Below are 23680 nucleotides of genomic sequence, written 5' to 3'. Positions count from 1 at the left end.
CCGGCCGCCCAAACGTACTGCACGAGAGTCTTTTACAACGTCAGCTGCCCACGCTCTTCCTCGGTCAGCTGCTGCTTCGCCTGTTCATCCAGCGCCCCGGCACCGAGCACCTGCACCGGGCTGTCCGGGTTATAACCCGTCGCTGGCGCGCGACTGGCACCATCGCGCGTTGGTGCCAGTTGCTCGTTGCCGAAACTGAGCACCTGCACAGTGAACACCGAGGCCTGGTTCTGCCGCGCCGCTGCCTGTTGCTGCCGGGCGACGTCTTCCGCCGCTTGCGTAGCGGAGGATGCCGCCGAACTGGCCGAGGTGATCGCGCCGGTATTCACCGCCGACACCACCGGCACGCCGGTTGCCTTGCCCTGCACCGAAATGTTCGCGGCGTTGACCACCGTCAGCGCGGCGATGTTGACGTTGCCTGACACGCGAATCCCCGCCTCGCCGGCATCGATGGTGCCCAGTGGCGCAATCAGGTCGATGTTGCCCGGTGCCACTTCGGCGATCGGATTGAGCGTGGCGATACCGGCGCCGGTACTCGGCACCGACGGCGACAGCGTGACGTTGCCCCAGATGTCGTAGACACGTTTTGGCGGCGTGTAGACCACGGTGGTTTTCGAGCCGCGACCGGCGTTGATGTCGCCCTCGGCGGACCAGCCGAGAATCGAGCCGCCGAACGTGGTCATGATCCGGCTCTGGCCGAGCAGAATGCTGCCTTGCGAGTACAACTGAATGTCGCCCGAACCTTGGGTGATGATCCCCGCCGTCGACGGCGGCGCCGCGCCTTCAATACCGAACACCTGACCACCGCCCGGCGTGAGCATCTGGATATCGCCGCCAAACAGCGTCTTGACCCCGGCGCCGCCGTACATCGTGATATCGCCGTCGTAGCGAATCGGATTGCCGGCGACATCAGTGGTCGGGAACAGCGCCGCAATGGCGTTGCGACCGCGCAGGTAACTGCCAGTGCGTGGACCATCGGCATCGGTGTATTCCAGGCCACCGGCACGCAATTCGGCGAAGTACACCTGGCGGGCGAAGATCGCTTGCTCGTTACTCGGAAGTGCGGCGAAGAAGGCTTGCGCCTGTTCGTCGCTACCCTTGAAGCCATAACCCAGGCTCAGCCAGCTCTGCAGTTCTTCGACGTAGGTCTTGACCACTTTGCCCGGTTGCGCGCTCAGGGCCACCGCTGAATCCGCGACGTTTTGCGGGTTCAGATAACGCGCAATGAACCGTGAGTAATCCGGCCCCTGCGCGCCCGCGCCCGCTTGCATTACGATGTTCGCACCGGGGCGCTGATCACCTGCCACGACAGGGCCGAGGCTGGTGATGCTGGCGCGATCTTCCATCAGGATATTGCGCCCGGCATTGACGTCCAGAACACCCGGGCCGGCAATGTCGAAGCTGCTGTAGAGAATGTCTCGCCCGGCCGAAATCCGCGAAATGTCGCGCGCATCGTTATGCACGAACAGATTGCCGGTAGACGCGATCTGTTCGTTATTGCGACCCATGCCCCCAACGGGCGCAAACGTGGGTTGCCCCAAATTGGTGCCGGACGCCACGATGTCACGCCCCGCCACCATCCACACCGGGCCTGCCGATTCATACCAGGTGCGCTTCGTGGTCGCGAACGCCAGCGTTTCGCCCGTGCGAATTCCTACCAGGTCACCGGTCAGTGCATAGAAGCGCGCCGGCCCCTGAACACTGCTCAACCCCGAGTAGCTATCGGGACCAAAGGCAAACAGTGGATAGCGCGAATTGGTTTGCGCCAGCACACCATCGCTGCCGGCGTTGGTCGTGATCGGCCGAGCGGACTGGTTGTTGCCGTAGCCATTGAACGCGGGTGCAAACGGTGTGGCGAGCGCCGCCGGGCTGGCCCCTGACTGGTTGATGGCGTAGCCGCCGGCATAGATCGAATCCCCAGCGATCAGTTCAAGCTGCCCCGCGCTGGAAGGTGCCAACAGCAATGACCAGGCCAGAGCCGGCGCCGGGTTGCCTATGCCGTAGGCCGCTGATGGTCCCGCATAAATCGAGCCCTGGCCGGCCACGGCACGCAATATCGAAGGAAAGACGAAGCGGTCATCGGTCGGTGACCCGTTAAGCCCGGCGACGGGGTCCTGCCCGGTGGTTTCCATCAACTGGGTGCTGGGCGTCAGGTTGCCGCCGGCCGAGAACAAATCGATGGCCGTGTGATCGGTCCACAGCGAGAAACCACTCAAACCGCCACCGGCATGGTAAATGCCATCCGCCGTGGTAAACGGTGTGGAGTTCTGCAACCTCACGCGGCCCGGATCGGCGGCGCCACCCAACACCAGATCGCCGCGGGTGTTGAGGCGCATGCCGGAGTCACCGGGAATCAGCACCAGCCCACCACTGGCATTACTGGCCGTCGAGTTGAACGGGTCGAAGGCGCGCGTTTCCCGTGGGTCATGAAACAGCGCCGAGGCGCCGTACTGCAGATTGATACCGCCCAACGCGGCGCCCGTCAGTTGCGCCGCACCGCGCAGGTTGATAAGCGCGCCCTGCAAGTCGTGCGTCGGCGTGCCGGTACCCGCCAGGCCGGCACGTGCCTGCAGAGACGGATTAAGGACACCGCCCAGACGAATATCCAGGTCTCCGCCACCGGTCAGTTGCAGGTTCCCGTCACTGTCCACGCGGCCCGTACTGCCGACAGCCACGATCAACCCCTGACTGCGAGGGTACGACGCATACCTGTCGTCGCCCATGGTCTTGAGCATGCCAGCATCCCCGCCGGCGCTCAGACTGATGTTGCCGCCGCCCAGCGTACCGAACCCGGTAAAGCCCACCAGATAAGGTCTGCTTTCCTCGCCCAGCGCTGGCAATGGCTGCGCAGCGTAGCTGCCGAAATTGATCCACCAGGCAGTCGGTACATCGTTGTTGCCGGTACCTTGGCGCCAGAGCCAATTGCCCACCGCCACACTCGGCACCTGCTCCCGCGTACCGTCGCCCGTGGCGACCGAACGACGGCCAAGCACGTCACCGTGCACAGACCCGCCGGAATTGATCGTCAGGTTACCGCCCATCTGCGGATACCAGGCCTGATAGAGGCTGGCACTGCCGCCATCGACCCATTTTTCGTAATCGCTGCCAGCGCTGCCCAATACCGAGCCATCAGCCGACAGCCTTCCGCGGGGCTGGTTATAACGCGCATCGACGTCTGCAGATTGGGTGCCGGCGGTGTAGACGCCGAAAGGTGAGGCCATGCTGAGGTTACCGGCCGCCATCAAATCCAGGTCGCCGGTGCCAGTACGCAAAACGCTGAACATCTGCGTGTGGGCCTGGGCGCTCTTGCTCGGATTGTTTTCAATGCACAGTGCCGGGTCGATGGAGCACCAGAACAATTCGTCATCGTTCATCGGTGTGTAATCCGGCATGCCCATCCAGTTGCCAGGCGCCCACACACTGCGCGCCATGGGCGCGCAAGAACCGGGAGCGATATCACAGAGCACAAGGTATTCCTCGGGAACCGGTTCGTACGGTGTAAAGCCATACTCGTTATCCACCGCCCAGACCAGTTTGCCGGCCACCTCGATCATGCTCACACCATAGTGAGTGTCGGCCATCTGCAAGTTGCCGACGCTGGCCTGAGGTTTCACGCTACGGCTGTCGGCCGCGGTCAGATCGGCCCCTGCCACCATGCGCATCGACCACGACGCACTGCCCGCCGGCAGCATGCTGGCGATCGCCCAGTTTCGACCTTGCTGGTTTCCATTGGCAGGACGCAGGTCGAGGAATACCGTGCCATCGGCGAGCTTCACGTTGGTCATGGAGGGGATCAGCGAACCCCGCAACAGCGCCAACGTTCCGTTCAACACAACACCCACCGTTTTATTGTCGGCATCAACCGCACCCGGCAGTGGCACGCCTTGGGGCCAGAGCAGGGCCTGCAGTGCGGTGGCGTTGTTCAAGCGAATACCTGCACCCAAACGACTGCCGGCCGGCAGGGTCACAGCGTTGTCGAGCAACGTACCGGCGGCATACATCAGGTTACCCGCCGCGTCATGCACATCGCCGGCCAGCACCGTTCCACCCTGTAACACGTAAGGTGCGGCCAAAGTGCTCTGAACCGGCAACACCGTGCCCGCAGCCAGTGTGGCGGCTTGAATCGGCAGGTCGTAATTCAAGGTGGCGCCAACCGGAAAGAGCGTCCCTTCGGCAAGGCTGACACCACTGCCCGGTACGATCAGGTCACCGCCGAAAGGCTGTATCCCCGGCAACAGTTTCCAGCCAGCGTCGTCCACGGTTTCCGGCGGCGGTGCGAAACCGTCGTTGATGCTGCCGTAGATATCGAGGTTGCCACCGGCACGGATCAACAGGCTGCCCGCTTCCCCGCTGCCATACACCGAGGTCCGGCGAGTGTGCGGGTTGAGGCTGGCGTAACGGTAGCCGGACAAGTCGAGATCGCCCTGCACCACCAGATCGCCGTCAGCGGTTTTGCTGACGATTTCCACCCCCGGGCGCAGATGAAACGCATCGGCATAGGTCGCATTGTTGAGGCCGGCCAGTTTGCGTTGTAGCAGATCACTGTTACCCAGCGCCGCATCGATAAAGCCGCTGCTGTCTGAGTGAATGCGATCCAGGTAGGCTTGATCGATCACTTGATACGGGCGACCGCTGGCCGCCGGATCGGTGCCATCGGCAGCATCACTGTAACTTCGCACGGCATTCAGCCCGATGGAGCGCGCACCTTGAATACTCAACGTACCGCTGGCATCCACCGCAATGTCACCGCCGCCCAGGCGCGGTGCATTCAGCTCCAGCGTCCCACGCAATACGTCATCGCGTTGTCCCGCCTGGTTTCCAGGCACGGCATCGGTGCCGTGACGCAGATCAATCCGTGCACCAGCGGCCAGCGTCAGCACGCCGTCACCTGAATTGAGTTCAACCATGGCGCGGTTCGGTGCGTCGATGATTTTGCCGTAGCTGTCGACGCGCAGTACGCGGCCATGGGCATCGAGCAGCGCGTTGCCCGTCAGGTTCAAACCGTTTTTGCCGGCAAGGCGAATGCTGCCGACCCGTTCACCACTGGCATCGATCACCCCGTCCACGGTCAGGTTGCCGTTGTCCACCGAGACATTGACTTCGCCCGCTTTGAGTTCGTTACCGATACGCAGATTGCCCTGCTTGAACTGGAAGCTTCGACTGCCCACTACCCCGCCGGCATTCAAGCGCAGGTTAAGGCTGGCAAAGGCCTGGCTCAAATCACCCGCCAGGCGCTGGGCGCGAATGTCCACGCCACCGGCCTTGTACGGCACCCACGTACCGCCCGCGTCGTAATAGCCACTGCTGCTGCCGACAATCTGCCCTTGCAGATCAACCTGTCCAGCGTCAGTGGCCAGGGCCACAACGCTCAATTGGCCGGCCTGATTGTTGACGGCGGACAGATCGATTCGCGAGCCCGCCAACTGACGAATATTGCCGTTGTTGCTCTGCAACGACACGTCGCCGCCCCAGCTGTATTTCTGCACATCATTGAACGGCAGAACCCGGCCCGCCATGTCCACCTGCGCGCCGCTGCCAAGCAGCAGATCATCCTCGGCATTGACCAGCAGCTTGCCGCTGGCGAGGACGATGCGACTGTCGAGCACAACACTGCGTGCCGTCAGGCTCAGTTGCGCACCGAGGGCATCCGCGGCAGCCGTTGTGGCGCTACCACTCAGAGTCAGGTTGTTGCCCGCCTTGAGTTCACTGACCGAGGCGGCCTCGCCGGTCAGCAATGGCGTGCGCAGATTGAGATTGCCGCCGCTGTAGCTGAACCCCTTGACCGCGTCATAAGCTCCTTGGGATTCGTACACCGCCAGACTGCCCTTGTGGTTGGCGGTGATGCGCTCGCTGGCGTTGAAGTTGACGTTGGCAAACCCCAGGGCCAGTCGGTTATTGCGATCCAGGCCATTGGGCTGCGGGTTCGGGCCATAACCCAATTCGATCCGCTGCGCCTGAATATCCAGCGTGCCGTGCCCGTTGCCGGCGCCGTCGTTGACCACCGTACCCGGGGCCTGAGTCGCCCCGTTCCAGATCAGATTGCGGGTGCGGATCGTCGCGACATCGGTGGCAGCGCCCGAGCCGTAGATAGCCGGGCTACCCAACACCAGATTCTGCAAACGGCTCTGGCCGGTCTGCGGATCAATGGTGTCGAGGGTCACGCTGCCGAAAAAGTTGAACGCATCGCGGGCCACCAGACTCAGGGTTTCCAGGGCGGGGGCGCCAGATTGCGTGTCGCCCTGCAACAGGCGATCCAGCACGTTCTGGTTAAGCGTCAGGCCCGCGGGTGTGCGGCCGCTGGCTGCGGCCAGTGCTTGCGGACTGCCGGCATTGACCACACCGACCGAAAGCCCGAGTTGGCGAGTGCCAAAGCGCACGCTTTCGCCCAGTTCGAAGTCTTTGTCAGTGGCGGCGATGATGCTGCCGTTGGAGTACAGCAACGCCGCAGCGGTGCAATCGGCCGTCGGACAGTTGCCGATACGAATGCTCCCGCCCCCGCCATCGGTGGGCGCAAGCACCGGCGTCCAGCCGTTGGACACCACCAGCAGGCTGGAGCGCCCCGGTTCGTAGACGAAACCGGCTGCGGCATCATACGGAACGTTACCTCGCCCCAAGGTATTGACGCCCGCTCCCGCATCGATGGTGATGCCGCCATTGGCGCTGTTACTGCTCAGCACAACCTCTGGCGCCGAGAGGATCGCGCCCTCGCGCAGACGAATCGCCGAGGTATTGCCGATCACCTTGATCGAGCCGCCCTCCGAACCGTAATACACGGTTGGGGTGCCACCGATGGTCAAACGTCCGGCATTCAAGCGGTTGAGGGTGTCGGCGTACAGCGATACACCGTCGAACCCTGGCGTTCGCGTATGCCCGGCACCGAGAATTTCAAACTCTGCGCCGGTATAACCGCCCTGAACGACCGCCGTACCAATGACCCCGCCGCTGGCAGGTTTGAACAGCACCTGCCCGTTGAAATCCAGGGCTGAGTCGTGCTCGCCGCCACTGACCATGCGCAGGTGCAGCGTGTTGCCGTCCAGCGGTGTGCGGGCGCGCGGCAGACCGCGGCGGGCAGCATCGTTGAGCACGAATTGGCTGAACCCGGTTTCGTTGTACTGTGAATAGCGCCGCAGCACATCGGCAGACGTCACGATGACCTGGCTGGGCAAACTGTCGCGGATACCGGTGTTGGCAATCGACAGCTGTCCGGCCGTGGTCCACGAGCCATTGCGCAACTTCAACGCACTGTCCATCGACCCCGCAATCGCTTGACCATTGATTTCGACCCGGAAGGCGCCCGGTAACAAGGCAAAGGTCGATGGCAACAAGGTGTAGGTGCCGGGTGCCAGTCCGGCAACGCCGGTCCCGAGGGTGATCTGCTGGCCGATACGCGGGTCGACCGCGCCGGCCTCGGCCAGCATCGGCGCATAGCGGCTCTGGTCACCGGCCACGATTGCATACACGGGGTTGCTGGCCAGCCCCGGCAAACTGAAGGTGCCATCAGTGGCATTGCGTACCAGCGGATTGAAACGCGCATCGGTGGAGCCACCTCGTCCGGAGACAAAACCGGCACCGCGCAAATCGCCGCCGCCCGAAAGGTCGATCACCGCCCCGGCCTGCACATTGGTGTATTGCGCATCAAGGATGACCCCGGAGGTCGCTCCGGCGATGCCATTCAACATCACCGACTTACCGTTGTACCGATAGTCGATACCGTCGGTGGTTCCTCCATAGGGCATGACCAGTCCGGCGGCGCTGACTGAAGTCACGCTGCCCGGCAGAAGGTGAAGTTCACGGGTTTTGACAATGACGTCATCACCCAGGGATATCAGCCCCAAAGGCGCACGAATGACGCCGCCCTGCTCGATCTGTCCCGCACTGAGTGTCAGGCTGCCGAACACCGAGTAAGGCAAAGCGGTCGGCGCCGCCCCATGATTGCCGATACGCAACGTATGCTCCGGCACCGATCCGGCCATACTTTGATAGCCCACTCGCACCTCAGCCGAGACGCCACTGGCCGGGTAGATCTGCGCAGCCCGCATGTGCATGTCACCCGCAGTCCACAGACGGCTGCGCTGCTGTTCATCGGTTGGCGCGAGGAAGCGCAAGTCGCCCTGGCTGTCGAGCGTGACCAGACCAAAGCCACGGCGGCTGACCGCCAGCGCCGGTGCGGCCGATTGCACAAGAGTCCCTTCGGTGCCGAATGAAAGCGAGTTGCCCACGTCCAGCAGGTTCGCGCTGGCGGTGAATTGCGCGCCGGACAACTGCGCTGTCGGATTGCTCATCACCCGCGGACGCACTTTGACTTCCGAGCTCAAATAGGTGCCCAGCCCTGACAGGCGCAGGTAAGGTGCGCTGAGGTTGACCCGGGCGCTGTCACTCGCCGACTCGGCCAATGAAAGAGAACCGGCGAACAGGCTCAGGCCCTGCCCCATATGCAGGTCGACATCGCCGTCGAACGTCATCAGACCGTTGCTCAGCAGACTCACGCTGCCGAAGCCACCGCTCATCAGCTGATCGGCACTCAAGCGTGTACGCCCGTAGCGTAAAAGTGGCGAAGCCTCACCGGCTCGCAGCGGCTGCGGCAGTGCCGGCGCTGGCTCTTGGCCAATGATCATTTCACGTGGCACGCGCACCGCATTGCTCAAGTTCGCGGGACCGTACGCCGGTGTATCCAGAGCGATCTCCAGACGCCCGCCCGCCGCACCTGCACCGCCAGCACTGGCCTGCAGACTGCCCTCGATGAACAGACCATTGTAGGAACTCAGGGTGATCCGTCCGCCATCGGTGGCCACACGAGCGGGGCCTTGCCCACCGCTATCGAGCACGGCTTGCGCACCGGACGCTTCCAGTCGCGCACCTTGGCGGATGATGACGTAAGCATCGGCAGCGGTCGCCGTGATTTTCTTCACATCAATCTCGCCACCGACAATGATCGAGCCACCCTTGCCAACCTGGCCGTAGACGCGGCCCAGCGCATCGACAGCGGTCGCTGCCCGACCGGCGACATCGATCAAGGCATGTTCACCGATCCAGATCGAACGGTTGTGCGGGGTCGGATCGGCCTCTTGCAAGGACGTCGCCACATCAATCGCGCCGAACTGCTGTTGACGGATATCGACAATACCGCCCCAGGCGTTGAGTTCACCATCAAGCGTGATCTGGCCTGCCCCGCGCAAACCGATGCGCTGGCCGGGATCGACACTGATCCGTGCGCCTTCGCCAATCGACAACGGACTGCTGGCGGGATCTATCAAGCCAGCAAGCGTCGCGCCGGCCTGCAATGCGACAGAAGCGCCGGCCCTTTGCGTCAAGACGCCCTTGAGCGGGTCTTCCTGAAATAACGCGGGCGTCCATAGCTCCAGCGCAGCGCGCGGCGACATACCGGACACAATGGTCGAGGCGGATTCGCCAAATCGATAGACCGGCATCTGCACATCGATCGCGCTTTGCGCGGCGACCTCCAGCCCCTTCAGACCGATGATGTTGTAGGCGCTGAACCCCGTGCGGAACAGCTCCGGCGTCAGGCGCAGGGTCTGTTCTTCGGACACTTCGCCGGAAGCGCCGATCCGCACCTTGCTGGCCTGCACGGTCAAGGTGCCGCCGCCGTTCACGCCATAGCCCTGCACCTCGCCATCGAGCACCATGCGCGACTGGCCTGGCGCACTGTTGGCGCTGGATTCAAGCGTCACGTCGCCACCCTTGCCGCCACGCGTCTTGCCGTTGGCCAATACCGCACCGCCCGACGAAACATCGACCAGACTGCCACTGGCCAGCAGAATGTCGCCGGTACTGCGGATCGACACCGTCCCGCCATTGAGGTACGCCAGGCCGCCCGCGTCGTCCGGGTTACTCGACAGGTTGCGCCACAGACCGCGTGTCTGCAGCTGCACACCCTGCGCAACCGTCACCCGCGCTTGCTTGCCTGCTGAAACCTGGAGACTGGTGTCATCACGCCGATCGGTGGCGAGCTGGTTCAAAACGTTGCCCAATTGCAGGCTGCCGCCTTGCGCAATCAGATCGGCATTGACCTGCACGTCAGGGCTGAACAGGGTGATGTTGCCACCGTGATCCACCGTCACGCCTTCATTGACTTCAATCGTGTTTTTCGCCGAAATCTTCAGCGCGCCCAGCGCGAAACCATTGAGCAGCCCGGCATCGAGGAACAGTTTGCCTGCGCGTTCTGCCGCGACCGCATCGGTCAGCCCTGCGTTCGCTACGCTGGCATGCGCGCCCCCCACTTGCACCTGATCGAGCAACGGGTCGAGTTGATAGAGCAGGCCGGCACTGGCAGCGACATAAGCAGCATCGTAACTGCCAACCACCAACTGCCCTCGCCGCGCCCGGGCGGTCTGGGTCTGGGCATAGCCGTCCAGACTTGCCCGCGGTGCCTGGATTTGCCGTTCGCCCTGAAACACCTCACCCAACAGCTGGCCTTCCAGCACGGCGTTGCCCGTGGCGATCACCAACTGGCCGGCATCCCGGCCAACGGTGTAACCCGCTTCCTGGCGACGCGTCGGCGCGATCAGCGGGCTATAGAAATAATCCGTCTGGCCCCAGCGCTCGCTGTGACTTTCGTAACCTTTGTAAAGGCCGTTGTAGAGAATATCGCCCGGCGCACGCGACACTTCGTATAACCGCCCGTCCGCACCGCGCAGCCAGCTCTGGCGAATCTCGCCGCCCTGCACATCAAGCGTGCCGCCGGACACATTGATCAGCGAACCTTTTTCGCTGATCACGTCCTTTCCGGAAAACCGCACCTCACCGCCCTGCGCCATCCATTCACCAACGCCATGGCCCTGAGTGCCGAGGTATCCGCCGACCTCCAACAACCCACCGGCGGTGTACCAGCGGTCGGTGGCGTAACCGTTGGTGCCCGCCGGCACGAATACCAGCTCACGGACATCGACCCAGATGTCGTTACTGTTGAGCGCGCCGTTCTCGCGATTGACCGGCGCATCACGCTGCTCGTTGCCCTGGACGTTGATCTTGATGTTGTTGTTTGCCATCGCCACTTTGACGCCGAGGGCGCCGGACACGTCGATCACCGCCCCCTCGCGCAATAGACTGCGCTGTCCGGCGGCAACTGCCACCTGCCCACCGGTGGCAAGGGTGATCGAGCCGCTTTTGAATTCGACGGTGCCGCCACTGCCGATGTCGATGCGTGACTGATCGCTGCGGATCCGGTTGTTGGCATTGACGCCGGTCAGCGCGGCCTCGCGCTGGCTGTCCAGGGCGGTGAGATCACTGCTGTCGAGCAGAATCGCACTGACGCCATTTTCGCCCAGGGTCACACGGCCTTGGGCATCGCTGGCCGGATTGAGCAAATGCACGGTGCCGCGCGTCGCCACCGAAGTGCTCGCCAGCAGCACACCGTTTTGCACAACATCGCGGCCGGTCAGGGTGATGTCGCCGGTGGATGCCTGGATCAGGCCGGTGTTGCTGACTTTGCCCGAGCTGTCAGCCTTGAAACCGGGAATGACCTCACTGCCGAAGGTGGTTGAATAACCATTGCCGTCGGTGCCCGAACCCTTGCGGATATAGAAACGGTCCCCCGCACCCAGCACCGTCTGACCCTTGGCCGTACTGATCGAGCCGTCGTTCTGCACGTCCTGGCCGAGCAGCAAGGAATAGCCGCCGGCGTCGGTGGAGAGCGCAGGTTGATGCGTTTGTATGGCTGCGCCACGCTCCACCAGGACTTTGCCAGCAGCGTCGGTAAAGGTTGGCTGACTGCCGGTGCTGTCGAAATACAGACCCCGATCGCGAAATTGTGCATCGGTCATGTTCGCGGCTGCCGCTACCAGATTTCGCACATTGACCTGGCTGCCACCGCTGAAGACGATGCCGTTGCGGTTGATCAGCATCACCGTGCCGTCCGCTTTGATCTGCCCCTGAATCTGGCTGGCCCGTGCGCTCGGATCGTTGACGCGATTGAGCACCGCCCAGTTGGCCTGCTGGGCAAATTCCACTGTGGTATTGCGGCCGACGTTGAACGTTTCCCAATTGAGAATCGCCTTGTCGGCGGTCTGCTCGATCTTCACCGTGGTCTTGCCGTCGGCCTGGGTTTGTTGCGGGCCTTTGGCGTTCATCCAGCCCTGGCTCAGGCTGTTATCGACCTTCAGGCCGCCCTCGCCCAATCCGTCCGGAACCACTTGCACACTGCCCAATGCGGCGGCACGTCCAGCGGCTTGTGCGGCCTGCTGAGCGGCAATCGCTGCCACGGTGTTATTGAGTGTCTGCAAAGAGCGCTGCAACTGCTGGCTGGCCCGTTGCTGCTGTGCCAGCGGTGGGGTCATCCCCGGCAGACCGCTACCACCCGGACGCGACGCCGAAGCCTGCTGCGCTGAGCCCTTCGCGGCAAACCAGGTGGAACTGAACGCTGTCGCCGCCTCGGCACTGCCCGCCACCAGACACAAGGCGACGGCTTGCGCCAATGGCTTGAGCAGCCACTGTGCGGGATCGCCCGCGCCACGTTTGATCGGCCGGATACGGTTATTGTGACGGGAGGTGCGAGCAAGCATCACTACAGGTCCTTTTGGGTGGCAGGTCGGATCAGCCCTGCTGTTACGACATAGGCAGTTGGCGAGCCTCACGACCGAACGGATGTCACACAAACTTCATGTTCGAGGAGTAAATCGGCAAAAAAAAACAGCAGCCCGAAGGCTGCTGCCGTTTCATTGCAGTTGAGACAAGGCTTACAAAGGACGACCAATGCCGTTGCAGGCGTTGGCGTTGTTGATGTCCAGGTTATTGCCCGAGGTGTTGGTGATGAAGTTGGCGGTCACAGCGGTTTTCCAGTTGTTGGGAACCGGCGTGAAGCTGTGGGCGACGGTGGCGACGTTGTTGCCCGGGTTGCTGTAGTGGGTGGTCAGGAAGTTGCGCACGGCGGTGGCCACGGCTGCATCTTTGTAGCACTGGCCGAAGATGAAGTTGGTGTAAGCCACAATCGGGTAACCGCTTGCCGGGTTAGGCACGACCGGGGCCCAGCCAGCCGGGTTGGCAGGTGCGCTTGGCACCGGTGCAGTGCTCAGCGCCAGCGTCACGTTAGCGTTGGTTGGCTGGACGCCATTGACGCGGGCAACCACAGCGTTGCTGGTGGCGTTCACGCCGTCCGGACCCACATAGCCGATCGAACCGTCCACGGCGTTCACCGCAGTGGCCACATCAGCGGTGTTGGCTACGCCGACCCAAGTCGATGGCAGCGCGGAACCGGCCGGCAAACGAGCGTTGGTGAAGGTGGAGTTGACGGCGAATTTGCCTGGGCAAACAGCGTTCAGGTGGCGACTGAGGATCTCAGTGGTGCCACTGGACACGCTGCGGTAAACCACACGGATCGGCGTGCTGTCGGCGTTACCCAGCAGAGCGCCCCAAGTGGTGGCGGTGCCCGACAGCGCATCGCACAGTTGAGCGCTGGTCAGGTTGAGCGCGGTCTGACCGGATTTTTTGTACGGAATGGCAACCGAAGTGGCCACCGATGGCAGCTGGATCAGCGGGCCGTACGAAGCACCGAAGTTGCTGGTGTAGGTGCTGAGTTCTGAAGCGCTGAGGATCGAGTCGCTAGCGGCGAAGTGCACAGTACCGGTGGTGCTGAACTGGGCAGCGTTGTTGGTCAGGAAAGCGCTTTTGCCAATGCCGCTACCGGTTACGGCGTAGCTGAAGTTGGCTGGCAGGATGCTGTTGGCAGAACCTTTGTACAGCGCGGCAGGCAGCGAGGCGCCACCACCGGTTACGGCCATGGCCTGGGCGGAAGCCAGAGCGGCGACGGTCAGTGAGGCGGCGATCAGAGTGCGCTTGAACATGAAGAATCTCCTTTTCAACTTGGTTTGGAACACAGGTTTCGGAAGGCTTGCATGACACCGGGAGGGTCCACCGCAGTGGAGCCGCAGGGAGAAATTCGCAGCTTCCGGTGACAGATAAAGGAAAAAACCTCGGGAGCTGCGCGGGGATTTTGGTGCGGATTTCTCGGGTGTTTGCGGTGGGTTGCGGCGCGTCTGGATCGGGGGTTTGGCTGAATCGGGCTGGAGCCGTTGGCGGGTGGTTGCAGATGACAGAATGGAGAACCCGAGGATGGGCGGATTGGGGCTCGGGTGGTGCTGAGACTGGTGAAAAAAAACTGAATGATTTATTGCCCTGACCGGCCTCATCGCTGGCAAGCCAGCTCCCACAGGATTTGTGTTGCTCCCTGTGGGAGCTGGCTTGCCAGCGATGAGGCCCGATCAGACAACATCAGACTGGGCTACTGCACCAACTGATTGATCTCAATAATCGGCAACAACACCGCCATCACAATCACCAGAACCACCCCGCCCATCACCACAATCATCAGCGGCTCCAGCAGCGCGGTCATGCCCATCGCCCGTCGTTCAATGTCCCGGGAAAGCGTCTGCGCCGCGCGCTCGAGCATCGGCGGCAGCGAACCGGTTTTCTCGCCGCTGGCGATCAGGTGAATCAGCACCGGCGGAAACACATTCTCCACCCGCAGCGCGGCGGCGAGGTTGACGCCTTCGCGCACCTTTGCCGTGGCCTCGCTGACGCTCAGGCTCAAGCGGTCGTTGGACAAGGTCTGCCGCGCTGCTTCCAGCGCACGCAACAACGGCACCCCGGCGCCGCCGAGGATCGCCAGCGTGGACGCGAATCGCGCGGTGTTCAGGCCGAGAATGAAACGCCCGAACAGCGGCAACTTCAGCACCCGGTGATGCCAGCTCAAGCGCGCCGCCGGATTGCGCAAATACAAACGCCAACTCCAGAACGCCCCGGCCATGAGCGCCGCACACAACCAACCCCACGCGCGAATGAAATCACTGGCGGTGAGCATCGCCAGGGTCAACCCCGGCAAATCCTGCCGCGCTTGAGAGAACGCGCTGACCACCTGCGGCACCACGTAGCTGAGCAGGAAAATCACAATGCCGATCGACACCAGCCCGACCACGCCCGGATAGATGAACGCGGTAAGAATCTTGCCGCGCAGGTTGTTGCGTTCCTCGATGTAATCGGCCAACCGTTCCATCACCTGGGCCAGATCGCCGGACTCTTCGCCAGCGGCAATCAGCGCGCGGTAAATCTCGGGAAAATCCCTTGGCCGCGACGCCAGCGATTCCGCCAGACGCATGCCGCTGCGCACATCGGCGCGCACGGCGCTAAGGGTCTGGGCGATGTGCTTTTTCTCGGCCTGCTCGACCGTGGCGCTCAGTGCTGCTTCCAATGGCAGACTGGCGCCGAGCAGGCTCGCCAGTTGCCGGGTGGCCCAGGCGAGGTCGTTGTCGGAGAGTCTGGCGCTGAACAAACCGCCGCCACCGTGTCGGGCGACATTGCTTTCCTCGTGCACCGACAGCGCCGTCAGGCCACGCCCGCGCAAGGCACTGAACGCCGCGCTCTGGCTGTCCGCCTCAAGGTGCCCGGACTCGATTTTCCCGGTGGCATCCGCCGCTTCAAAGCGATAGCGATTCATCAGGCGTCCCGTGTCACACGAAGGATTTCTTCCGGCGCGGTGGCACCGCTGCGAATCCAGCGCTCACCGTCCTCACGCAAGCTGAACATCCCCGCTTTCGACGCCGCCGCGCGCAGGGCCTGCTCCCCTGCCCCTTGGTGAATCAGCGTGCGGATGTCGTCGTCGATGCAGAACAATTCGTGGATGCCGGTGCGGCCGCTGTAACCGGTGTGATTGCACGCAGCGCAACCGACCGGGCGCCAGGTGCCGGGCGTGGCCGGGTCTTCCTGTTTGCATTGATTGCACAGGCGCCGCACCAGGCGTTGCGCAAGGACGCCGAGCATCGATGACGCGAGCAAGAACGGCTCTACACCCATGTCGACCAGGCGATTGACCGCCGACACTGCGTCGTTGGTGTGCAGCGTCGCTAGCACCAGATGCCCGGTAAGAGAGGCCTGCACGGCGATTTGCGCAGTCTCGAGATCGCGGATCTCACCGATCATGATGATGTCCGGGTCCTGCCGCAGAATCGCCCGCAGCGCGAGGGCAAAGGTCATGTCGATCTTGGCGTTGACCTGAATCTGGCTGATCCCCGGCAAATCGTATTCCACCGGATCTTCCACGGTGAGGATGTTGCTGGTGCTCGCATCCAGCCGCGCCAGCGCCGCGTAGAGGCTGGTGGTTTTGCCGCTGCCGGTCGGCCCGGTGACCAGCACGATGCCGTGGGGCTGGCGAATCAAATGGTCGAGTTTGGCCAACACCTGCGCATCCATGCCCAAGGTTTCCAGATGCAAGCGCCCGGCCTGTTTGTCGAGCAGGCGCATCACCACGCGCTCGCCGTGGCCGGTGGGCACCGTCGACACACGAATATCGATCGGCCGCCCCGCTACGCGCAAGGCAATGCGACCGTCCTGCGGCAAGCGTTTTTCGGCGATGTCGAGCTGAGCCATGATCTTGATCCGCGACACCAGCGCACCGTGCAACGCCTTGCGCGGCGAGACCACATCACGCAGGGTGCCGTCGACCCGGTAGCGCACCACCGAATGGGTTTCGAACGGCTCGATATGAATGTCGCTGGCTTCATCGCGCGCGGCCTGGGTGAGCAAGGCGTTGATCATGCGAATCACCGGCGCGCCGTCCTGGGTGTCGAGCAGGTCGGTGATTTCCGGCATGTCCTGCATCAGCCGATCGAGGTCGACTTCGTTTTCCGCCGCGCCGACCACCGCCGCCGCACTGCCGGTATCGGCGTAAGCACTGGCGAGCAGCCCGTCGAGCTCGTCATCGCGCACCCGCTCGATCCGCGTCGCACCGAACTGCCGACGCACTTCGCTGATCGACCAGCCGGGCGTCGACGGGCACACCGTCAACACGCCATCGCGCAAAAGAATGCGCTGCGCCTTGGCCCAGGCGTACGGCAATACACTCATCGTCCATCCTCCCCAGAATCCACCGTGGCAATGAGATCCCTTGTGGCAATGGGAACCTCTGTGGCGAGGGGATTTATCCCCGTTGGGCTGCGAAGCAGACCCAAAACTCGAGAACCGGTTTCTACAGGCAAATCGCGTGTGCCCGGTTTACGACTGCTGCGCAGCCGAGCGGGGATAAATCCCCTCGCCACAGTCATCATCTCAGTCAAAACCGGGTGCTCCCTTCAATCGAGACCGTGGCAATGGGATCCTCTGGGGCAATGAGATTCTCTGGGGCAATGCGATCCCCTGTGGCGAGGGGATTTATCCCCGTTGGGCTGCGAAGCAGACCCAAAACTTGAGAACCGGTTTCTCCAGGCAAATCGCGTGTGCCCGATTTACGACTGCTGCGCAGCCGAGCGGGGATAAATCCCCTCGCCACAGTCATCATCTCAGTCAAAACCGGGTGCTCCCTTCAATCGGTACCGTGGCAATGGGAGCCCTTGTGGCAATGAGATCCCTTGTGGCAATGCGATCCCCTGTGGCGAGGGGATTTATCCCCGTTGGGCTGCGAAGCAGCCCCAAACCTTGAGAACCAGTTTCTCCAGGCAAATCGCGTGTACCGGTTTTACGGCTGCTGCGCAGCCGAGCGGGGATGAATCCCCTCGCCACAGTCATCATCTCAGTCAAAACCGGGTGCTCTCTTCAATCGGTACCGTGGCAATGGGAGCCTCTGAGGCAATGCGATCCTCAGTGGCAATGAGATCCCCTCTGGCAATGGGAACCTCTGTGGCGAGGGGATTTATCCCCGTTGGGCTGCGAAGCAGACCCAAAACCTGAGAACCGGTTTCTCCAGGCAAATCGCATGTGCCCGGTTTACGACTGCTGCGCAGCCGAGCGGGGATAAATCCCCTCGCCACCGTCATCATCCCAGTCAAAACCGGGTGCTCCCTTCGATCGGTACCGTGGCAATGGAATCCTCAGTGACAATGCGATCCTCTGTGGCAATGAGATCCCTTGTGGCGAGGGGATTCATCCCCGTTGGGCTGCGAAGCAGACCCAAAACTTGAGAACCGGTTTCTCCAGGCAAATCGCATGTGCCCGGTTTACGACTGCTGCGCAGCCGAGCGGGGATGAATCCCCTCGCCACAGTCATCATCTCAGTCAAAACCGGGTGCTCCCTTCGATCGGTACCGTGGCAATGGGATCCTCAGTGACAATGCGATCTTCTGTGGCAATTAGATTCTCTGGGGCAATGCGATTCCCTGTGGCGAGGGGATTTATCCCCGTTGGGCTGCGAAGCAGACCCAAAACTTGAGAACCGGTTTCTACAAGCAAGTCGCGTGTACCGGTTTTACGACTGCTGCGCAGCCGAGCGGGGATAAATCCCCTCGCCACCGTCATCCTCTCAGTCAAAACCGGGTGCTCCCTTCAATCGAAACCGTGGCAATGGGATCCCTTGTGGCAATGGGATCCTCTGGGGCAATGAAATCCTCTGGGGCAATGAGCCCCCCTGTGGCGAGGGGATCTATCCCCGTTGGGCTGCGAAGCAGCCCCAAACCTTGAGAACCAGTTTCTCCAGGCAAATCGCGTGTACCGGTTTTACGGCTGCTGCGCAGCCGAGCGGGGATAAATCCCCTCGCCACCGTCATCATTCCAGTCAAAACCGGGTGCTCCCTTCGATCGGTACCGTGGCAATGAGATCCCCTGTAGCAATGCGATCCCCTGTGGCGAGGGGATTTATCCCCGTTGGGCTGCGCAGCAGACCCAAACCTTGAGAACCGGTTTCTACAGGCAAATCCCGTATACCGGTTTTACGACTGCTGCGCAGCCGAGCGGGGATAAATCCCCTTACCACAGTCATCATCTCAGTCAAAACCGGGTGCTCCCTTCAATAGGTACGGCTTTGATCGTGGCGCGTGGGCCTGATGTCGGCCCCGGCCCCGCCCCCGGCGCCGGCACGCCTTGCGCAGCGCTCGGCAATTGCGGCGCCTGCATGTCGGGCATCGCCCAGCTGCGTTCCGGCTGCAAGCCGCCCTGGGCGCGGCGCATGAAGTCGTAGCGGTTGAGGGTGATGCTGCGCCCTGCTTCGCTGTCGCGGATGATGTACGGGCGCAGGAACACCATCAGGTTGGTCTTGGTGATCGCCCGGCGTTCGTTGCGAAACAGCGCGCCGATGCCCGGCAGGCTGCCCAGCCACGGCACTGCATCACTGCTCTGGCTGTAACCGTCCTGGAGCAACCCGCCGAGAACCATGATCTGCCCATCGTCGAGCAGAATGCTGGTGTCGATCGCCCGTTTGTTGGTGACGATGCCGGCGGCGGTCACGCTGTTGGATGCGCGCTCATCGATGCTGCTGACTTCCTGATAGATATCCAGCTTCACCGTGCCGCCCTCGGAAATCTGCGGGCGCACGTTGAGCTTGAGGCCGACCTCTTCGCGGGTCACGGTCTGGAACGGGTTGTTGCTGGTGCCCCCGCCGCCGGTGACGTAGCTGCCGCTGACAAACGGGATGGTCTGGCCGACAAAAATGCTCGCCGCTTCGTTGTCCAGGGTCAGCAGGTTCGGCGTCGACAGCACGTTGGTACCGCCCTTGCTCTTCAGCGCCCGCGCCAGCACTTTCAGGTCGAGAATCTTGCCGATGCCGGGGATGTCGACCGTGCCGTTGACGTAGCCGAGGTTCAAACCCTGCGGCAGTACGTCGATGCTGTTCTTAGCTCCCGTATTGAGACCCGCGCCACCCAGATTGGCGCCACCGATCACGCCCTTGCCGCCAAGATTGCCGGTCTGCCATTGCACACCGAATTCGCTAGCATCGTCCTCGCCAACCTCGACGATCAGGCTCTCGATCACCACTTGCGCACGGCGCTGGTCGAGCAGATCGATAACCTCACGCAGGTTGCGATACAGCGGTTCCGGCGCGGAAATCAGCAGTGTGTTGGTGGTGGCGTCAGCCTGAATCGTCACACCGCCAGCGCTGAAAGCAACGTTCTGTTCGCTGCTCTGCGTACCGCCACTGCTGCTGCCGCCGCCACTGCCCTGCGCATAGCTACCGCCGGTTGCGCCGCTGCCAGTCGTCGTTGAAGTGCCAGTGCTCGGCGTGCTGCTCTGGCCGTTCTGCCCGGCATTGCCGCCGGTGCTGCTGCCCATCGCGCTGAGCACCGACCGCGCCGCGTCGCTGCTGCCGCTATCACTTTCGCCGGTGAGCAAACCGCGCAGCGCCTGCGCCAGTTTCGCCGCTTGGGCGTTGCGCAGATAAACCACGTGCAGATTGCTCGGATTGCTCTGCGCGTTGTCGAGTTTGTAGATCAGGTTGCGCGCCAGCTCGGTACGCTCGGGGCTGCCGGCGCGGATGATGATGGTGTTGGAGCGCGGGTCGCCGATCACGGCGATTTTCTGCGTCGGATCATTGCCCGGCGCGTCGAGCAAGTCGGCCACCATCGGCGCGATATCGGCGGCGATGCCATTCTGGATCTGCACCACATCGGTGTCGATCGCGCTCGGCGTGTCGATGCTCTCGATCAACTGCGCGACACGGGTGAGGTTCTCGGCGTAATCGGTGATGACCACGGTGTTGTTGCCCGGGTAGGCGTTGATCGGATTGTTCGGCGAAACGATCGGGCGCAGCACCGGGATCAGATTCACCGCGTTTTCGTATTGCAGGCGAAACGTGCGCGTGAGCATGCCGTTGCCGGCCGGTTTGTCAGCGCTGTAGATCGGCCCGCCGAGCAGTTTCGCGTCGGCCTCGGGAACCACCTGCGCCACGCCGCCGACATCGACCACGCTGAAGCCTTGCATGCGCAACGCCGCGAGCAGCATGTCGTAAGCCTGGCGGGCCGGCACCTGACCTTCCGAGACCAAGGTCAGATTGCCCTTGACCCGTGGATCGACGAGAAACTGCTGCCCGGTGGCCCGCGACAGCGCCCGCACCACCGCCTGAATATCTGCCTCGACAAAATTCAGCGTCACCGGTTGCTCACCCAACGGATTGCGCGGGATCGCATTGCTCGGCGCCGCGCCAGCACTGCGCCCACGCTGACTGATGTTGTGCAATTGCTTTGGCACCGGCCGCGCCTGAGCCTGCGCCCGTTCGCGATCGGCCACCGCATCGCCGCTGCGCTGGGTGTTGGCCAGCGGCCGCCCGAGTTCGCTGTCGACCAATAGCGGCGGCTGATTCTGCGGCGCCGTAGTGCTGTTGCACGCGCTCAATGCCATCAGCAACAACGGCAGCGCCAGACGTGCCGGTTTGCAGCGTGACTCCTTCATGAAGCTTCCTTAGCGCCCTGCGCCTGATCCATGCGAACGGTGCCTGACAAAGTGCCGGCGGTGACATCGGTCGAGGCCGCGCTTGCGCGTTGCAACTGCGCCTCGACCACCTGCAGAGAAAGTTGTGATGGCTGGCTGAGCAGCCAGTCGAGCAGCGCATCGGCCGGCGCGGCGTCGACATTCAACTGCCACGCACCGCCCTCCGCCGCTTGTAATTGGTAATGCCCGGTGAGCCCCGCCGCTTGCAGACTTTGCTCCAGCGACTGGTCAACGCTCTGCCCCTGTGGCCGCACATTGACGCTGCGCAACAGCACTTCCAGCGCCTCGGTTTGCGCGCGCAACTTGGGCGTCTCGCTCTGCCAGAAAGTGATCCTGGCCAGCGGCGGCTTGACCAGCGTCAGCCAGATCAGCAGACCGACAAGCACCAGCGCCATGCCGCCGACCATGCGTTTTTCACGCAACGCCAACGGCTGCCAACGCGCCTGCAACTGACTGCTGAAGCGCTGCCAGCGTCCACGGTAAATCGCCAGCGTCGCCCTACTCATCGTCTGTTCCGCTGTCGTCGTCTGCGTTGGTGTTGGCGCTGGATTCATCGCTCGGGCGCAAGGTCCAGCCTGCGTCATCGGCAGTGACGCTGATGCCGGCCTGGGCCAAGGTGCTTTGCCAGTCCTTGTCGTTGCCGCCACGGTTTGCATCGCTTAGCAAGGCCAGCTGCAAGACGCCGTCGCGATAGGTCAGACGCTCGACACTGCCAGCCATGAACGGCATGCCGGTGCCGGCCTGCAACACCAGTCGATTGAAATTTTGCGCCGGGTCATCGACCGCGCCTTTTTGCCGCTGCTCGAGTTGCTGACGCGCCTGTTGCAGCGGGTTGAGAATCACCGGCAATTCGGGGAAGGCCTGCTTCACCCGCTGACTCATCTGCGCCTTGAGTTGCTGGCCCTGCCGCGCTTCGCGGGCGGCGTACATATTCAGCCCGATCACCCAGACTGCCACGGCCAAAGCCACACACCCGACAGCGCGCCCCCAGCCGCGTTGCTCGCCGCCGGTTTGTTGCAGACCTCCGTGCAAACCCCAACCTGGCAAGGGGCCGATCCAGCGTTGTGCTGATCCGGCTTCAAACGATGCCTCATCAACTTCGTCACCGAGCAACGGCTCAACCTGCGCACTGTTCGAACTCTCGCGCCGGAGCAAATGACCGTCCGCCACGCAAGCGACAACACCGGGCGCCACTGGCAGGCTATACGGCGCCGGATACAAGCCGCGCAGACTCAAACCTGCCTGCTTGAGCACCGCAGCCAGACGCTGCAAGTGCTGCCGCGCCACCCAGGCGATTTGCACCTGCCCACTCGCATCACGAGGGCTGTGGCCGATATGCATTTGGCTGCTGTCACCGAGCATCAACGCCTGCGCCGCACACTGCACAGCGGCCGCCGTTTTGTTCGCGGGCAGCGGCGGCAGATCAATGCTGGCGAGCAGGCTGTCGGCCGGATGCAGAAAACACAGCAGCGGTGGTTGCTTCGGCCGTTGCCCCAACTGACTCAAAGTGAGCCGTTCCTCACGAATGACCTGCCCCTGACGATCCTGCCAGGCGCAGCTCACTTCGCTGTGCAACTCCAGCTCCGCCAGCGGTGGCAACGCGACGCGCAACTGGCTCATGCGCCCACCCGCGACCAGATCACCTGCGGCAGCCGATCCTCGCTGCGATGCAACAAAGCATCAAGGCTGACCCGGCGCTGATCCCGCCGCGCCTCACCACGTAAACGAAACCAGTCACTGGTGATGCCGACCTTGACGCTGCTCACTTCCAACTGCGGCATGCGCAAGCGGTTCACAAAATCGCCGCGATTGATAAACCAGCGCCCCGCGTCACGCTCGGCAATCAACGCCGTCGCCCGCTCCAGCGAAAGCCCCGGCACATACGCCGCCAGCACCTGCGCCGTGGCGGTGTTGCCGTTGATCCACGTCGTCGCCGGAATCACCGTCACGTACAGCGCCAGTTGGCCGATCAGCGCATCGGTCACGCCTTCGACGCTGCGCAAGTCATCGAGTGTGCGCAGCATCGGCACCTTCGGCGGTGGCGGTTTGTGATCGGCATCGGGCGAAGTCGCGCGGCCACTGTCGAAACCTGCTTTGCCCGTCGCACCAATCTGCGCATTCAGCAGATGCGGGTAACCGGCAATCACCCGTTGGCGGATGCGCTGGCCGACAACGGCGCTCACACCGATCAACTCGCACAACCGCTCGAACGCCTGCACCTGCGCCTCATCGATTCGCTCATTGGCGACCAGATTGCGCAGGTTGAACTTGCCCTGCTCGTCCTCCAGCCGCCCGGCAAAACCCGCCGCCAGCAACGGCTGCGCCCAAGGCTGATCACGCCGGGTCAACGGATCACGCAGGCGCGCATCCCAGAGCAACTGCCGGCTGATCTCCAGACCACCCTGCGCCACCCAACGCCCCTGCACCCGCTGCTGATCGGCCCCCAGCGCCCGGGTCGCTACGCTCTGACGCGTTAACATCCCCGCCGCAATCACCGCCACCACGGCGGCAATCAACAACGCGCTGATAATCGCCATGCCCCGTT

The 23680-nt window shown here is 62.9% G+C and carries 8 protein-coding genes; all 8 read right to left on the bottom strand.

Features of this window, described 5'->3' with window-relative positions; genetic code table 11:
* Positions 1 to 32 precede the first annotated feature (32 nt).
* Positions 33 to 12518: a filamentous haemagglutinin family protein gene (locus ACV8MC_RS18775; protein ID WP_457262959.1), complete on the bottom strand. Its 12486-nt coding sequence runs from the start codon at positions 12516 to 12518 to the stop codon at positions 33 to 35.
* Positions 12519 to 12692: 174 nt separating this feature from the next.
* Positions 12693 to 13796 carry a substrate-binding domain-containing protein gene (locus ACV8MC_RS18770; protein WP_150740966.1) on the bottom strand — a complete coding sequence of 368 codons (1104 nt, stop codon included), beginning with the start codon at positions 13794 to 13796 and terminating at the stop codon, positions 12693 to 12695.
* 437 nt (positions 13797 to 14233) lie between these two features.
* Positions 14234 to 15445 carry a type II secretion system inner membrane protein GspF gene (gene gspF / locus ACV8MC_RS18765; protein WP_041480124.1) on the bottom strand — a complete coding sequence of 404 codons (1212 nt, stop codon included), beginning with the start codon at positions 15443 to 15445 and terminating at the stop codon, positions 14234 to 14236.
* Positions 15445 to 16851: a type II secretion system ATPase GspE gene (gene gspE, locus ACV8MC_RS18760; protein ID WP_457262957.1), complete on the bottom strand. Its 1407-nt coding sequence runs from the start codon at positions 16849 to 16851 to the stop codon at positions 15445 to 15447. The genes gspF and gspE overlap by 1 nt, the downstream gene beginning before the upstream one ends.
* Before the next feature lie 1851 nt (positions 16852 to 18702).
* Entirely contained in the window at positions 18703 to 21096 is a 2394-nt protein-coding gene (gene gspD, locus ACV8MC_RS18755; RefSeq protein WP_457262955.1) for a type II secretion system secretin GspD, read from the bottom strand.
* Positions 21093 to 21641: a type II secretion system protein GspM gene (gspM, locus tag ACV8MC_RS18750; protein ID WP_457262953.1), complete on the bottom strand. Its 549-nt coding sequence runs from the start codon at positions 21639 to 21641 to the stop codon at positions 21093 to 21095. The genes gspD and gspM overlap by 4 nt, the downstream gene beginning before the upstream one ends.
* On the bottom strand, positions 21634 to 22755 hold the full coding sequence (gene gspL / locus ACV8MC_RS18745; protein WP_457262951.1) for a type II secretion system protein GspL: 1122 nt from the start codon (positions 22753 to 22755) through the stop codon (positions 21634 to 21636). The genes gspM and gspL overlap by 8 nt, the downstream gene beginning before the upstream one ends.
* Complete coding sequence (gene gspK, locus ACV8MC_RS18740; protein ID WP_457262950.1) at positions 22752 to 23672, bottom strand: type II secretion system minor pseudopilin GspK; 921 nt, start codon at positions 23670 to 23672, stop codon at positions 22752 to 22754. The genes gspL and gspK overlap by 4 nt, the downstream gene beginning before the upstream one ends.
* Positions 23673 to 23680 lie beyond the last annotated feature (8 nt).

The sequence above is a fragment of the Pseudomonas sp. PK-RTE-24 genome (assembly GCF_054052265.1).
This window is presented reverse-complemented; position numbering and strand designations above follow the sequence as displayed.

Excerpts from the sequence above, each read along its gene's own strand:
- gspE (WP_457262957.1), bottom strand. The coding sequence starts at position 16,851 with ATGAGTGTATTGCCGTACGCCTGGGCCAAGGCGCAGCGCATTCTTTTG.
- ACV8MC_RS18775 (WP_457262959.1), bottom strand. The coding sequence starts at position 12,518 with ATGCTTGCTCGCACCTCCCGTCACAATAACCGTATCCGGCCGATCAAA.
- gspF (WP_041480124.1), bottom strand. The coding sequence starts at position 15,445 with ATGAATCGCTATCGCTTTGAAGCGGCGGATGCCACCGGGAAAATCGAG.
- ACV8MC_RS18770 (WP_150740966.1), bottom strand. The coding sequence starts at position 13,796 with ATGTTCAAGCGCACTCTGATCGCCGCCTCACTGACCGTCGCCGCTCTG.
- gspD (WP_457262955.1), bottom strand. The coding sequence starts at position 21,096 with ATGAAGGAGTCACGCTGCAAACCGGCACGTCTGGCGCTGCCGTTGTTG.
- gspK (WP_457262950.1), bottom strand. The coding sequence starts at position 23,672 with ATGGCGATTATCAGCGCGTTGTTGATTGCCGCCGTGGTGGCGGTGATT.
- gspM (WP_457262953.1), bottom strand. The coding sequence starts at position 21,641 with ATGAGTAGGGCGACGCTGGCGATTTACCGTGGACGCTGGCAGCGCTTC.
- gspL (WP_457262951.1), bottom strand. The coding sequence starts at position 22,755 with ATGAGCCAGTTGCGCGTCGCGTTGCCACCGCTGGCGGAGCTGGAGTTG.